The sequence below is a fragment of the Pseudomonas sp. TH34 genome (assembly GCF_016650865.1).
In the GTDB taxonomy this organism is placed as follows: domain Bacteria; phylum Pseudomonadota; class Gammaproteobacteria; order Pseudomonadales; family Pseudomonadaceae; genus Aquipseudomonas; species Aquipseudomonas yamanorum.
In genome coordinates this window covers 35,090-49,340 of record NZ_JAEKFB010000012.1, presented here as the reverse complement: position 1 = coordinate 49,340, position 14,251 = coordinate 35,090, and the positions used below count along the sequence as shown (strand labels likewise).

At 60.8% G+C, this 14,251-nt stretch carries 10 protein-coding genes; 4 read left to right on the top strand and 6 right to left on the bottom strand.

Annotation, left to right across the window (positions count from 1 at the left end; all coding sequences use genetic code 11):
• Positions 1 to 13: 13 nt before the first annotated feature.
• The gene (locus tag JFU58_RS08460) at positions 14 to 5,134 is read right to left on the bottom strand and encodes a dermonecrotic toxin domain-containing protein (RefSeq protein ID WP_201140254.1); all 5,121 of its coding nucleotides are present in this window, start codon (positions 5,132 to 5,134) and stop codon (positions 14 to 16) included.
• Positions 5,135 to 5,304: 170 nt separating this feature from the next.
• On the opposite strand from JFU58_RS08460, the gene JFU58_RS08455 reads away from it, so the two are divergent.
• The gene (locus JFU58_RS08455; RefSeq protein ID WP_063029522.1) at positions 5,305 to 6,342 is read left to right on the top strand and encodes an Ldh family oxidoreductase; all 1,038 of its coding nucleotides are present in this window, start codon (positions 5,305 to 5,307) and stop codon (positions 6,340 to 6,342) included.
• 40 nt (positions 6,343 to 6,382) lie between these two features.
• Here the strand turns inward: JFU58_RS08455 and JFU58_RS08450 are convergent, their stop codons facing one another.
• Positions 6,383 to 6,703: a DUF883 family protein gene (locus JFU58_RS08450; protein ID WP_003217958.1), complete on the bottom strand. Its 321-nt coding sequence runs from the start codon at positions 6,701 to 6,703 to the stop codon at positions 6,383 to 6,385.
• A 175-nt stretch (positions 6,704 to 6,878) separates the two neighbouring features.
• Between JFU58_RS08450 and JFU58_RS08445 the strand changes: the two genes are divergently transcribed.
• Positions 6,879 to 7,130 (top strand): hypothetical protein, encoded by a 252-nt coding sequence (locus tag JFU58_RS08445; RefSeq protein WP_003217960.1) that lies wholly within the window; start codon positions 6,879 to 6,881, stop codon positions 7,128 to 7,130.
• On the opposite strand, the gene JFU58_RS08440 is transcribed toward JFU58_RS08445, so the two are convergent.
• The 3 genes from JFU58_RS08440 to JFU58_RS08430 form a co-directional block, all read right to left on the bottom strand.
• Positions 7,105 to 8,028 carry a LysR family transcriptional regulator gene (locus tag JFU58_RS08440; RefSeq protein WP_177027577.1) on the bottom strand — a complete coding sequence of 308 codons (924 nt, stop codon included), beginning with the start codon at positions 8,026 to 8,028 and terminating at the stop codon, positions 7,105 to 7,107. The genes JFU58_RS08445 and JFU58_RS08440 overlap by 26 nt on opposite strands.
• A 56-nt stretch (positions 8,029 to 8,084) precedes the next feature.
• Positions 8,085 to 9,374 carry an MFS transporter gene (locus tag JFU58_RS08435; RefSeq protein ID WP_177027558.1) on the bottom strand — a complete coding sequence of 430 codons (1,290 nt, stop codon included), beginning with the start codon at positions 9,372 to 9,374 and terminating at the stop codon, positions 8,085 to 8,087.
• A gap of 67 nt (positions 9,375 to 9,441) precedes the next feature.
• Positions 9,442 to 10,830: a M20 family metallopeptidase gene (locus tag JFU58_RS08430; RefSeq protein WP_177027557.1), complete on the bottom strand. Its 1,389-nt coding sequence runs from the start codon at positions 10,828 to 10,830 to the stop codon at positions 9,442 to 9,444.
• 119 nt (positions 10,831 to 10,949) lie between these two features.
• Here JFU58_RS08430 and JFU58_RS08425 point away from each other — a divergent pair, with 119 nt between their 5' ends.
• Together JFU58_RS08425 and JFU58_RS08420 are read left to right on the top strand one after the other, a co-directional pair.
• Positions 10,950 to 11,834: a LysR family transcriptional regulator gene (locus JFU58_RS08425; RefSeq protein ID WP_177027556.1), complete on the top strand. Its 885-nt coding sequence runs from the start codon at positions 10,950 to 10,952 to the stop codon at positions 11,832 to 11,834.
• Positions 11,835 to 11,943: 109 nt separating this feature from the next.
• A complete protein-coding gene (locus JFU58_RS08420; protein WP_063033954.1) occupies positions 11,944 to 12,867 on the top strand; it encodes a carbon-nitrogen hydrolase family protein in 924 nt (307 codons plus the stop codon).
• A gap of 831 nt (positions 12,868 to 13,698) precedes the next feature.
• Here JFU58_RS08420 and JFU58_RS08415 read toward each other — a convergent pair.
• Entirely contained in the window at positions 13,699 to 14,250 is a 552-nt protein-coding gene (locus JFU58_RS08415; RefSeq protein WP_201140253.1) for a GNAT family N-acetyltransferase, read from the bottom strand.
• Between the last annotated feature and the right edge of the window lies 1 nt (position 14,251).

Genomic DNA, 14,251 nt, shown 5'->3' with positions numbered 1-14,251 from the left:
CGCACCCTGTTTGTTACGGTGTGGCTTCGGCAATCGAAGGCACGGGGTCCAGCTGGCGCCCCAGGGTTGTGATCAATAAGGTCAGTGAGTCGGCGTTATCCATCTGTGTGTTGAACCGCCGAGTCAGGTTGGTTTTGAAAATTCCCCGTGCATTGCTCAAGTCCACGCCTCCGGTCGTGGCGAGAATCTGCTGCCTGATGTAGTCATCTTCCGGGTCGGTTCCCAGATCAGATCCGGTAGCCCCCCACGCGTCCGATGATTTGAACAATTGCCCCACTGGCGTGCTGATCGAGTACGCATTCTCCTGCACGTTGCGCAGCCAGTCCTGAAGGTCGCGACCGGCTTGGGTCTGTACTTCAATCAAGTCGGAAAAAGGTGATGTGGAATTGAGGTGGGCGACGTCGGCGGTATTGCTCACGATATGAGTCAACTCATGAATCAAGGTGGTCGCTCGGGCATGGGCTCTTTGGTCGAAGTGATTGATCAGGCGCCCTTCGAAATCGGCCGTAGGCGGGTTGAAGAAGTTTTCAGTGAGGTAGATGCGCCGATCCGGGTCGCCGTCGATGGTAAACGCCCAATGCCGTTCGGGTTCGGCAATATGCGCACCGGAGACGAAACGCCGGGAATTGAGCGAGTAGAGTGCCGGCTCCAGCGCCTCATCGAGAAGGGCGGCCACCGTGTCCATGAGCTTTTGCGCGAGGACTTCCGGAAACTTGGCCGGGCCGGTGTCGGCGTCTATCGGAATGCCAAAAAAGCGATTGATGAAGCGGTGCACCCGGGTCACGGGCGGATACTGGTGGTCGAGCAGCTTCAGGTTCTGCTGGCAGTTGTGCAGGTAAAAGGTTGCCAGGTCCAGCGCCTCGACGATCGCCTGGGCCCTGGGGGGCGACACACGCCGAATCTCGGCCAGGCCGCGGGCCTCGACGTTCATCACCTGGCCCACCGCTGTCCGCACCTCGCGGCGGTCCATCATTGCACTCCATCCGGGGCCATGGCGGCGAACCGATGCACCCAGGTCCAGGGTCCATTTGCGCTCCGCATCCAGGCGCACGAACGGTCCTTTGGAGCGTGCACTGAAAAGCCGCCAATGGCCTTCAACCGGTTTGGTTCGATAGACCTTGCCTGCGCAAGGCAGGTAATGCTGATTGTCTGTCGCTGTGTAGACCCCGGAGCTGCCTGCCGTCAGGTTCTCGAGGCTGATGTCGTTGGCTTCGTACGCTTGCAGCCGGGTCCGGGCTTGGGCAGTGATATCGATGTCTTGCCAGGCTTTGGCTGTTTGCGTCGGTGCGGGCGGCGATGGAGCAGCGCCAGGCGTGGGTGGTTCATCCATCAATGCGCGTATCGAAGTCATTTGCGCGACACCGCCGATGAAGGTTTGCAGTGCCTCGCGCCAGCGGTGTTGCTGCAAGTCTTCGGCAGAGGCCTTGAACAGTTTGTAGCTTTGCCAGATCACCAGCGGCACCATCAGTTTGCCCGGCAGCAACGCCTGCGCGTGCTGCAGTCCGCTGCTGAACAAGGCTTTGAGGGTGTCCCAGGCGGACCGGCCGTTGGCTTGGGATTGCTGTTCAAACAGGTTCGAGATCAATCCGATGTTGTCGCGGTACAACTGCTTGAGCGCGTGGCCCTTGATCGGATTGGCCCCCAGAGTGATTTCCGAGGTTCCCCCGACCGTGCTGGCCCAGAGGTGTCTATACGTGGCTTGCTCAGCCTCTGGCAGGCGACCGATCACCCAGTCCTGCAAGGGGCCGGGCAGGTTGAGCCGGCGAATCAAATCCGCCTCGTTCTCGAACTCCTGGAACGCCTGTTGCGGACCATAGGGCGCATACATCACCAGCGGAGTGCTTTCGACGGCGCTGATCAAGTAGACCCCAAGGGCCTTGATGGACCGGGCCCCCGCCGTGGCAATCAACTCCAGCGGACGCACTGTCGAGGTCACGCCCTTGACCGCCGCGCGGGCGAGAGCGTCCGGCATGTCGAGGACCTGTTCGACCAGGCTCAGGCCCGCGGGTGATAGCAGTTCCTGCAGCCTCAGCGCGTGGGCGTTTTGCAACAGTTGCCAGGGCAGTTGCCGAATAAACCGTTGCTCCCGGACGTCTGCGCCCGGCTTGCCCGGGGTGAGTTTTTCGACCAGGCAAGCCTGGTGGTCTTGCTTGAGGGGCAGGCGCGCGAGGATCTGGCGCACCACAGCAGGTGTCAGGCCAGCAGCCGCAGACTCGACATCGAATGCAGCAGCTTGCTGGCTGACGTGATTGAGGGCGTAGTCCACCAGGTTCTGTCGCTGGCCGGCCAATACCAGCTTGGGGAGGATGTAGACGTCTTGGGGGCGTACGTCATAGGTCTGCAACAGCTCGCCGAGCTTGCTGCCAACGTATTGTGGCAGCGACAGGAGATCGTCCAGGTAGTCTTTGTCACCCGTGAGGCTATGGCGGTATTGCTCAAGGATTTCGACATGGCGACGCTGTTGGCTGACCGACGCCATCCCCAACCAGGCGGGCAGTGATTGTTGCGCCATGAAGGTCTGGGCGATTTGTGAGGCATGGCCCAGGTCGTTGGCCGGCAAGGCCTTTTCCAGCTCGCCGAGACGCTTCAGCAAGGCGTCCCCCGATAACGTCAGGCTGAGGCAGTGGGCCCGTTGCCCCCTGTAGTGATCAATCCAGGACTGCTGGCGGTCTTGCGCGACCGCGCCGTTGATCAGCATGAACTGACCGAGTGGGCAGGCCTGGTGCGGCTTGAGATAGCGCGGGTCGAGATTGGCCAGTAGCTGCCTGCGAAGGTCCGGGGCAGCCAGTCGCCGTTGCAGTTCTGTCTGCAATTGGCTGACGTTGGCGAAACTCTCCAGGCCGCGCGCCGGAGTCCACAGCACGGCCCGGCCTGAGTGGGACGGGTCCAGGCCGCCGCGCTCGGTGAGCATCAGGCAATGGGCCAGGGGCACCCGTTGCGTCAGGCCCTCGGGTTCGACGGTCAACGCATAGGCATCCGGAATGAATCCGCCCAGGCCCTGGCGCCGGTGGCGATCAGGGTGTTGAAGATCAAACACCGTTTGCACGATTGACTCATCACGGGCGTCCAGGCTGTTGTTGAGGCGCCTGAGCCTGGCTTCGCCCTGGATCGCCACCGCCATGGCATGGGCCATCGGCGCCTTGAGCTGTTCCAGGTGTTCGCGAGGAATATCAGCAATGTTGTAGTTATGAAACTTGATCAGTGCGGCATCGAGAACTGCGTTGGCTTGCGAGATGTCGAGGCCGGTCAGCGGTGTGACGAGCCCACTGCCCTGATTGGCGTAAAGGCCGTAGTGTGGCGTTTGCGGAATTGGCCCGCGCCCCTGTATCAGGCGCGCAAGAAAGTAACTGCGCAGGCTCTGGCTTTCCAAGGGCTCAGTGGCCTGAGTCGCGCTTGCGCCGGCGGCGTATCGATTGACGTAGATCTTCTCGGGGTCCTGGCCAGTCAGGCGCCGGCGGTTGAACTCTAAGGTGAGTGCCTGATTGACGGTGTTGGCCAGCGTGGGCTGGGCGTGCACCTGGGCTGCCAGCGTGTCCCGGATGTTGGCCAACTGCTTGTGCAGCAGAGCGGCCCGGTCGCCGGCCAGTGACACCGGGCGGGTCGGGTCGGCCAGTACCGAATGAGGCGTCCAGCGTCCCGCGGTATCCAGGCCCGGGAGGTGGCTGTCGATCATGTACCGCACGTCCAGCGCGTAGTCGAGCAAGGCCGAGGGTTCAATACCGGCGCGGGTGCGCCGGTACAGATCGAGCGCATAGCGAAGGTTCTGTTGCTGCTTGCCGATGATGGCTTCGAGCACTTGCTCAAACAGATTGCCGGCGATGGGAGTGCCGGAAAACTGCGGCGTCTTGAACCCGACAAACAACGCCCGCTCCTCGAGAGACATCAGGTTGTAGAGGTCGTCTTCGTACCCAGGCGCTTTGACCATGGCTTTGAGGGTGTCCATCAGGTCGTCGTAGGTTCCGAGTACTTGCAAACCCTTGTCGGGGGTGTAGAGAAAGGTCTGCGAGTTACCGATCATCAAGGTGCTGACCAGCTCGACGGCGTTGGCCGGCTGCTCCCAGATCTTCACGTTCTCCACGTGCAGTGTCTGGCCACCTAGAGGCGCCTGAGATGAGTACAGCGCTGCCAAGACCTGGCTTTGCTCTGGACTGATGATGGATTGCTGGCGCTTGAACAGCAGATCCAGGCGCGCGTTGGTGGCCATGGCCTGGGCGAACCAGGCCCGACGTGAGACGCCCGGAGTGATCTCGGTGTTCCAGAACGTCTCCAGTGCACTGTGCAGGAACGGGATCAGTTGGCCGGCCGCTTGCTTGATCGCGCTTTCCCAGCGTTGGGTGTCGCGGGCCTTGCGTTCAGGGTCATTGACGTCCTCAGGCCGCTTGGGATGGAAAAACACCCGGGTTTGCCCGGCTGGCCAGGCTTGCTCACGGTAATACAACAGCACAGCGTCATTGAGTGGCAGCGAGTCTAGCCAGCGCGGCATCGTGTGCCCGGCGAGTTGCCTGGCGAAAAAACTGACATGGGCTTCGCTGGGGGCGAGTCCGGGGAAGAGTGGGCGGCAGATGCTTTCAAGCAGGTTTGAAAGCAGGGCGCCCAATGACGGCAACTGTTTCAACTCCGCCAGCAGCGCCTGGCGATTGACCGCCTGATAGCGCTTGAGGGTTTTCTCCTGTTCACCAAACACGTCATCGAGCATCGCCTCCGGTGTTAGCACCAGGTGGTTGTCCAGCACTTGCGATGCCTGTTGTTGCAAGGGCAGGAAACACAGCAGTCGCGTGGCGTCGGTCGGGATTTTCAGACGCTGGGTCAACGCTGCGAGCACGTGGGTAGGGCTGTCGAATTTTTCCAGGCCGCCGTACGGGGTGTAGAGCCAGGCATGTGGGTAGGCGATGGTGGAACTCATCATGAAGCTGCCGGCCAGTTCGACGGCATTGACGGTGTTTTTATTCAACCAGATGCGCTGCGCGATCATTGGCGGCGCCTGTTGGCGACGGCCTGCATCGCTGGCAAAAAACACCTTGCCGAGAAACTCGATATCCCTGCTGTCGATGTTCAGCTGGCGCTCACGGGCCAGTGCCCTCCAGCCCACACGCATGGCTTCGGGGAAAAAATACGGGAGTGGGGTGTGGCTCATCATCCTGATCCTTGAAGAGTTGCGTGTCTGAAACCTATCCAGGCCTGACGCCACGAGGGGCTAGATATGTCTGGCACTCCCTGTCGACAGCCATGGGGCAAACCCTGTCTAATCGACGGACCGATTCTTGTACGCTGTTGCCCATTCCAATAATTAAACGGGAGCTTCAGATGTCTGCATCGCCTTTGGATGTCGAGTCTTCATCAGAGCGACTCAGTTTTGCGCAATTGACCGACCTGCTGCGCCAGGTATTCGTGCGCCATGGCACCTCGGCCGAAGTGGCCCAAGTGCTGGCCGAGAACTGCGCCAGCGCCGAGCGCGACGGCGCCCACAGCCACGGTGTATTCCGTATTCCCGGTTACGTCTCGACCCTCGCCAGTGGCTGGGTCAACGGCAAGGCCGTGCCGGTGGTCGAGGATGTGGCCAGCGGGTTTGTACGGGTGGATGCCGGTAATGGCTTCGCCCAACCCGCGCTGCAAGCCGCCCGCCCGTTGTTGGTGGAAAAGGCCCGCAGTGCCGGGATTGCCCTGTTGGCCATCCATAACTCCCACCACTTCGCGGCACTTTGGCCGGATGTCGAGCCCTTCGCCGAGGAAGGCCTGGTGGCCCTGAGCGTGGTCAACAGCATGACCTGCGTGGTGCCCCACGGCGCCGACCGCCCACTGTTCGGCACCAACCCCATTGCCTTCGCCGCGCCCCGCGCCGATGGTCTGCCCATCGTGTTTGACCTGGCCACCAGCGCCATTGCCCACGGCGATGTACAGATTGCCGCACGCAAGGGCGAACGCCTGCCACCCGGTATGGGGGTGGACAGCCTCGGCCAGCCGACCCAGGACCCCAAGGCGATCCTCGAAGGCGGCGCGCTGTTGCCGTTTGGCGGGCACAAGGGTTCGGCCCTGTCGATGATGGTCGAGTTGCTGGCGGCAGCCCTCACGGGCGGTAACTTCTCGTTTGAGTTCAACTGGTCCGATCACCCCGGCGCCCGTACACCATGGACCGGCCAGTTGCTGATCGTGATCGACCCGAGCAAGACCGCCGGGCAAAGCTTCGCCGAGCGCAGCCAGGAATTGGTGCGACAGATGCATGCGGCAGGGTTGCGGCGTTTGCCGGGGGATCGGCGCCATCGCACACGGGCGAAGTCGCTGTCAGGCGGGATTGAGATCGAAACGCAGGAGTTGAGTCGGTTGCGGGTGTTGGCACAGGCCTGAAGCGAGCTGCGCCCGGGGAGGGCGCAGCCGTTACATCAGATCAGTTGCGGCGGCCCAGCAACAGGCCGACCACCAGGCCAAACCCGGCGGAAATCGCTACGGTCTGCCATGGATGGCCACCGATATAGGTTTCGGTGGCATCCACCACCGGCTTGCTGCGCTCGCGCACGTTGGACACCGAGTCCAAGGCTTGCTTGAGCTTGATGGCGACCTGTTCACGCAGGGTTTCACCTTCTTCCCCCACCAGTGACGCGCTGCTTTTGAGCAGCTTGTCCGATTCTTCGATCAGCGCGGTCAGTTCACTGAAGGCTTGATCCTTGATTTGGTCTTCGACGGCTTGGGCGGCAGATTTGCGGGCCATTGGGTTAACTCCTTGCGGGTGAATGTGGCAATGAATGCGCTTGATGAAGAATGGAGTGTTTGAAGCAGGCAAAAGTTGCAGTTTTTTTCCTACGGTCAGCTTAGGTGAAATCCAGGCCAGGAAATTTCGACCTACAGTGTAAGATGTCACCTATTTGTGCAGCAGGTAATTCAACATGAGCTTCAATCTGGCCAACAAGCCCCTTGCCGAGCGCGCCGCGCTGGAAGATGAAAAGTCCCGTCTCTACGACCTGTGGCAAAGCAACCTGGGCAAAGCCAAGGGCGAGGCCGCCCGCCTGTTTGGCGAGCGCGCCAAGCGCAAGGGCAAATGGGCCGAATGGGTGCGTGCGGAACTGGACGGCATGTCACCGCCGGAGTTCTCGAACATGGTGCGCAGTGAAGTCAATCGCCTGATGGCGGCGAAATAAGCGCAAAGCAGGCGACGATCGCCTCGCGCACCTTAAGCAGCAACGGATCGAGTTGCACTTGGGTGCGCCAGCCCAGCTCCACCGGGTATCGCGGCAACGCCAGCGGGCAGGGCAGTACCTTCAGCCCGGTCATCTGCGCGATGGCCTGGGCCGCATGCCCGGGAATCGTTGCCACCGCCTGGCTGCCCTTGAGCAGAAACGGCAGCGCCGCGAAGTGTGTGGTTGAGGCGCCGACGTGCCGGCTCAGCCCCTGCGCGGCCAGGCCCTCGTCGGTAATCCCGATGAACCCGCCGGATGACACCAAGAGATGTTCACGCCTGACGAACTCGTCGAGGTCGATGGCCTGTTGCCCCGGCGCCAGGCTGGCGGCGTCCACCAGGCACGCATAATGGCCTTCCCCCAGCACCTGGCGGCTCAACCGGCGCTCGGCAAACCCGCCGGCAGTGATCGCCAGGTCCAGGCTGCGGTCGAGCAGGGCGCTGGCAACGATCTGGCTGTGGGTCTGGCGGAAAATCAGCCGCAGCTTTGGCGCACGCCGGGCGATCTCTTCAATCAGCCGGCGGCCGTAGGCGATCTCGAAATCATCCGATAACCCCACGACCACCGAACGGCCCTGATACTGGCTGCCCTGGGGGTCGACCATCGCCAGGCTTTGGCGGCAGCGATCCAGGGCTTCGCTGATCACCGGTTTCAACTGGTTGGCGCGCAAGGTCGGCGCCAGGCCTCGACCGGTGCGCACGAACAATTGGTCCCCATACACATCCCGCAGGCGGCGCAACGCCGCACTGATCGCCGACTGCGTGACGCCAAGGCGCAGGGCGGCGCGGCTGGCGCTGGATTCGTCGTGCAGGGCCTCGAAGGTTTTCAGCAGGTTGAGATCAACGTTGGCGATATTCATTGGGTTCATATCATGTGTCCTGGATATGTCCCGAATATATAACGTCTCGACAGGTGCTACACCAGCCGCAACGTTCTCTTTGCCACCACGAGCGCGCCAATGCTAAGGGCTGCCGCCGCTATCAGGTAAAAGCTCGGCGCCAGCTGCGAGCCGGTCAGCGCGATCAGCCCGGTTGCAATCACCGGAGCAAAGCCACCGAAGATCGTCACGGCCAAGTTGTAGCTCAGTGACATCCCAGTGACTCGGGTGCGGACAGGAAACACATCCGCCATCAGTGATGCCAGCGGTGCGAAGTAAACGGCCTTGATCAACGCCATCATCGACACCACCAATAACAACGAGGTGGCGCTCGGTACTCTGTTGAGCCAGGCGAATGCCGGAAAGATTGCGAGGATGTAGATGCTCGACGCCCACAACATGATTTTGATCCGGCTGACATAACCGGTGATGAACCCCACCACCGGCGTCACCACGGTCAGGATGAGCCCGCCCGACAGCGTGGCCAGAAAGCCTGTGGATTGGGGAATGTCCAAGGTGGTCGAGGCATAAGACGGCATGTACTTGATCATGAAGTTGGACGCCGTCGACACGATCAGCACGCCCATCGCCACAAGCAACAAGGTCTTCTGCGAGAGCAGCACCTCCCGCAACGGCCGGGAGCCCGGTTGGCTTTCCTTGAAGTCGGGCGACTCATCCACTGTGCGCCGTATGTACAGGCCCACCGGCGCGAGGATCAGGCCGAAGAAAAATGGCACGCGCCAACCCCAGTCGAACATCTGTTGATCATTCAGGTTGGTGGTCAAAAAGTAGCCGAACAATGAGGCGATGACCACGCCGAAGCCCTGGCTTGCAAACTGCAGGCTTGCGACAAAATTGCGGGTCTTTTGCGGTGCGTGTTCCATCATGAAGGCGGTGGAACTGCCAAATTCACCGCCTGCCGAGAAGCCTTGGAGCAGACGGGCCAACAGAATACCAATTGGCGCAATTATCCCGATGGCTGCATAGCTGGGCATCACCGCGATCATCGCAGTCCCTATCAGCATCAGCATGATGGACAGCGTCAACGCTTTCTTGCGTCCCTCCCGGTCGGCATAGGAACCGAGCACGGCGGCACCCAATGGCCGAATCAGAAACGAAAGGCCGAAGGTCGCAAAGGCAAGAAACAGCGAGACGGCCGGGTCGGCGGCCGGGAAAAATACCTTGCTGATGGTCAGCGCAAAATAGGCGTACACCGACAGGTCAAACCATTCAAGGGTATTCCCGATCAAGGCCGCGCCGACGGGTTTCCAAAGGGGCGTTGCCTTTGCAACCGTGGGTGAAACGGTGGGGGACGATAACGCTGACATGCTTGACGCTCCTGATTTTATAAGGGGGTGAGCGGCAGATAAAAAGGGTCGAGCGGACCCCGATTTTTTATTGTGGTTTGACGGGGGTGAGGTGACCCAGGTCCCAGAAAAGCGAGGTCATGATTTGCAGCCCTTCGAGGACTACCGAGCCCAGCAGATGCTCATCCGGAGCATGTTGTGAACAGCCGGGGTAGGAGTGGGGTATCCACAAGGTGGGCAAACACAAGATGTCAGCGAATATATCGTTGGGCAGGGTGCCCGCAAGGTTCGGTAACACGGCGATAGGCCGGTGGGTGACGTCGGCAATCGACTGCTTGGCGAAGCGCACCCACGGGTTATCGGGGTCCAGTCGGCTGGCAGGTGTGCAACGGTCAATCACGATATCGACCTGTTGAAAACCCTTGGCGTCCAAGTGTTCGCGCAGCAGCGTTTGCAGGTTTTGCCAGTCTGTGCCGACCACAAAGCGCAACTGGCAATGCGCAATGGCGCGGGGTGGAATGGCGTTGACCGGTTTGGCTGGATTGCCTGCGGTAAACGCCAGGATCTCCACGGTATTCCAGCCGAAGAGTCGCTCGCCCAGGGTCAAGTCGGGCTCGCCCCAGTGCACATCCAAAGGACGGCCCAGGGAATTCTGATCGATACCCAGGTCGCGGATGGCTTCGCGGACTGAGTCGGGTATGGCGCCAGGCACCAGCGTTCGGCAGCGAATACGACCGTTCTTGTCCACCAGGCTGGCCAGGGCATTGGCCAGTACCACGGCGGGGTTGGACATCACGCCGCCCCAGTTGCCGGAGTGAAGGCCCTTGTCGCGCGCATTGACTTCAAGGGAAAACAGCGCAGAACCTCTGGAGCCCAGGAATATCGTCGGGCGGCTGTCGTTCAAGCGCGGCCCGTCCGAGGCGATGAATACATCGGCCTGCAACAGCGCCTGGTGCGTTGTGCAAACCTCCCGCAGCCCGGGAGAACCGCATTCTTCGCCGGTTTCGAACAGCACTTTAACGTTGAAGCCCAAACGCCCCTCGCGTTGCTTGATGACGTGTTCGAGGGCGGTCAGGTTGATGCTGTGTTGGCCCTTGTTGTCCGCGGTGCCGCGGCCATACCAACGGTCACCTTCTACGGTCAGCGCCCAAGGGCTGAGCCCCGCCCGCCATTGCTCGTCATACCCGAGCACTACGTCGCCATGTCCATACGTCAATACCGTCGGCAAATCAGCCCCTTCGTGGCGTGATGCGAACAGCATAGGCCCTGCGCCCGAGGGGTTGTCGAGCCACTGGCATTCGAAGCCCATTTCGATCAGCGCGGGTTGTATTTCCCGTTGCAGATACCGCGTCAGTTCATGTGCTTGGGCGGGGTTCTGGCTTTCGCTGCGAATGGCGATCCGGCGACGTAAATCGGCTTCAAAATGGCCGTCGGCCAGGTACTGACGAACATTCGCGAGCGCTTGTTGCTTGGACATGATCGTTCCGGTGCGGGCTGAGATTCAATCCAATATAGAAGTCACGTACCGGTCTGTATATTGCTGTTTTTTGACGTTTGCCTTCTAATAAATAGATGCTTTGGTGAAGGAATCAAACTGTGGATTATCGTTATTTCCTGGCCGTGTTCGATACAGGATCGCTGGCTGCTGCCGGCGAACGCTTGCACATTGCGTCCAGTGCTGTGAGTCGCCAGATATCCCTGCTGGAAGAAACCATCGGGGTGCCACTGTTTGAGCGCCGGCCAAGGGGCATGCAGCCAACCGCTGCCGGCAACGCCTTGGCCGACCACGCACGACGTGCCTCGCTGGAGGAACAAAGCCTGCTGTCGGAGCTACGGGCGGGTGATTATCCCGGGGCGAAAGTAGTACGGCTGGTGTCCACCGAGGGGCTGTCCCGCTACTTCCTGCCTCAGGTGCTGATCCGGCATTACCAGCAAAATCCCGCTTTCCAGTATGTGCTGGAAGTGATGTCGCCCCACGAATGTGCGGATAAAGTGAGGCGCGGCGAAGCCGATGTGGGGTTGGTATTCAGTACCGAGCCTATCGACGGTGTCGAAGTCCGGCATTCCAGCCGCTCACCGATCCGCGCGGTGATGCGGGTGGGACATCCATTGGCGACGCTCAAGCAGGTGCCTCTTCGGTCGCTGTCACCTTACCCGTTGGCGCTGACGCCAAAAGGCTCTACCCAGCGGCAATTGTTCGACCTGGTTTGCCAGATGGAAGGGCTGTCGTTTAACCACGTGATGACCTGCAATTATTCGGGCGCCATCCATGAGTTCGTTCGCCACACGGACACCATCGCGTTTGGTGGGGCGATCAGTCATCGGGCGAATGGAAGCGACGACCTGACGTCCGTTGCGCTGTCGAACCCGCAGTTTTCGGACCGGTCGATTCAAGTCCTGACCATGCCCAAGCGCGCTTTACCGGTGGCCCTGGAGCTGTTTATCGAAACCCTGATCGGATCCCTGAAAGATCTGACTTGAAGGGTGATGATATTTATCTGGCTCATATCAGTTAGCAGCGAAGTGGGCTTTATTCATGACTGACGCTGGCCGGAGAATGGGCAACCCCCATTGATTCGGAGTGATCGTGATGCCTGTTTCTACCGTGGCTGCGCTGCAAATCGGTTCCTTGCCGGGTGGCAAGGCTGAGACCCTGGAACAGATCCTGTCCTACGAGGACGAAATCCTGCGCAGCGGTGCGCAACTGGTGGTGATGCCAGAAGCGTTGCTCGGGGGGTATCCCAAGGGTGAAGGTTTCGGCACCCAACTGGGTTATCGCCTGCCTGAGGGGCGTGAAGCCTTTGCCCGTTATTTTGCCAATGCGATTGATGTGCCGGGTGTGGAGACCGAAGCGCTGGCCGGTTTGTCGGCGCGCACCGGGGCCAGCCTGGTGTTGGGCGTGATCGAGCGCAGTGGCAGCACGCTGTATTGCACGGTGCTGTATTTCGAGCCGGCGGGCGGGTTGGTGGCCAAGCATCGCAAGCTGATGCCTACCGGCACTGAGCGGCTGATCTGGGGCAAGGGCGATGGCTCGACGTTGCCGGTGATTGACGCGGCGGTAGGGCGCATCGGTGGCGCTGTGTGCTGGGAGAACATGATGCCGTTGTTGCGCACTGCGATGTACGCCAAGGGTGTGGAAGTGTGGTGTGCGCCGACGGTGGATGAGCGGGAAATGTGGCAGGTGAGCATGCGACATATTGCGCACGAGGGGCGGTGTTTTGTGGTGAGTGCGTGTCAGGTGCAGGCGTCACCCCAAGCGTTGGGCGTGGAGATTGCGAACTGGCCGGTGGATCGGCCTTTGATCGCGGGGGGCAGTGTGATTGTCGGGCCCATGGGGGACATTCTTGCCGGGCCATTGCTCGGTGGGGCGGGGTTGCTGGTGGCGCGGATTGACACGGATGATTTGGTGCGGGCGCGGTATGACTATGATGTGGTTGGGCACTATGCCCGGCCGGATATTTTCGAGTTGACGGTGGATGAGCGTGCTAAGCCCGGTGTGCGGTTTTTGGGTTGAGTACATATCCGTTATTTAGGTAACGGCGGCTTATGGTTCCGCTCTTACAGCGGCTCACTTTGGAAAAGCCCCAAAGTAAGCAAAGGGCTCTGCCCCGCCTGTCGGCACCTCGCCTAGGCTCGGTGTTCCCTCACTCCGGCATTGCTCCGCGGGCCGCCGCGACGGGCCATCCATGGCCCGGCGCGGCTAAACCGGCGTCCTGCCGGTTTACCCGCTCCGCACTGCCTGCGTTCGGCCTCGGGCTTATTGGGGCAGTCAGATCAAGATCAAAAGCAAAAGCAAAAGCGCAGCGGCCTCCCGGCCGGCTTGAGTGTTAAAAGCCAGATCAAAAGCCAGAGCGAAAGCCAAATCTGAAGCTGATGCAGCTCTGCTTTTCTGTGGGAGCTGGCTTGCCTGCGATGCAGACACCTCGGTGCATCAGGTACACCCAGTTGATGCCATCGCAGGCAAGCCAGCTCCCACATTTGACCGTGCCCGCTTTTGATTTGGCTTGTGCCTTTGCTTTTAACACTCAAGCCGGCCGGGAGGCCGCTGTGCTCTTGCTTTTGATCTTGATCTTAGGCGCCCCGTTAAACCACGCTGGCCGAACGCAGGCTTTGGAGCGTGGGTAACCTGGCAGGACGCCAGGTTAGCCGTCCTGGGCCAGGGATGGCCCATGACGGCGGCCCACGGTCCAAAGCCGGAGTGAGGGCACACCGAGCCTAGGCGAGGTGCCGAGTGGTGGGGCAAGAGCGTTTTGCTTACTTTTGCGCTGTTCAAAAGTGAGCCGCTGTAAGAGCGGAACCATAGGCGGCCGTTACCTAAATAACGGATATACACCCAAAACCCACCTCAGCCCCGCCGCCCCTCCAGCCACTCCTCCCGGGTAATCTCCCAGATATCCTTGGGCAAACTCCCAGCGACAAACTGCCCCTCATCCGTCCTGACCAACCGCATCCCCGTCCGCTCGGAAATCCTGCGAGACGCCACGTTCGGCGCCGCCTTGGGCACGCGCATCACGGGCCGCTCCAGCACCTCAAACCAATACTCAGTCACCGCCGCACTGGCCTCGGCCATCAACCCCTGGCCCTGCCACTGCGGCGCCAGCCAAAAGCCCCGGTTGTTATCCACCTCATCCATCAGGCTGACATTACCAATCAACACCTCCGGCGCGCTCTTCAGGCGGATCGACCAATGCCATTCCTCCCCCCGCGCCATGGCCGGCAACGCGACATGCTCCAGATAGCTGCGCGCACCATCCGCCGGGTACGGCCAAGGCACCTGAGCATTCAGATAACGCACCACTTCCCAGTGCGGAAACTGCTGCTGGACACCCTCGGCATCCTCCAGCGTCAGCGGCCTGAGGATCAGGCGTTCGGTATACAGCGTAGGTTGCACATCCATG

Bases quoted from the DNA above. Each gene is read 5' to 3' on its own strand.
- JFU58_RS08460 (WP_201140254.1), bottom strand. From the start codon at position 5,134: ATGAGCCACACCCCACTCCCGTATTTTTTCCCCGAAGCCATGCGTGTG.
- JFU58_RS08455 (WP_063029522.1), top strand. From the start codon at position 5,305: ATGTCTGCATCGCCTTTGGATGTCGAGTCTTCATCAGAGCGACTCAGT.
- JFU58_RS08450 (WP_003217958.1), bottom strand. From the start codon at position 6,703: ATGGCCCGCAAATCTGCCGCCCAAGCCGTCGAAGACCAAATCAAGGAT.
- JFU58_RS08445 (WP_003217960.1), top strand. From the start codon at position 6,879: ATGAGCTTCAATCTGGCCAACAAGCCCCTTGCCGAGCGCGCCGCGCTG.
- JFU58_RS08440 (WP_177027577.1), bottom strand. From the start codon at position 8,028: ATGAATATCGCCAACGTTGATCTCAACCTGCTGAAAACCTTCGAGGCC.
- JFU58_RS08435 (WP_177027558.1), bottom strand. From the start codon at position 9,374: ATGTCAGCGTTATCGTCCCCCACCGTTTCACCCACGGTTGCAAAGGCA.
- JFU58_RS08430 (WP_177027557.1), bottom strand. From the start codon at position 10,830: ATGTCCAAGCAACAAGCGCTCGCGAATGTTCGTCAGTACCTGGCCGAC.
- JFU58_RS08420 (WP_063033954.1), top strand. From the start codon at position 11,944: ATGCCTGTTTCTACCGTGGCTGCGCTGCAAATCGGTTCCTTGCCGGGT.
- JFU58_RS08415 (WP_201140253.1), bottom strand. From the start codon at position 14,250: ATGGATGTGCAACCTACGCTGTATACCGAACGCCTGATCCTCAGGCCG.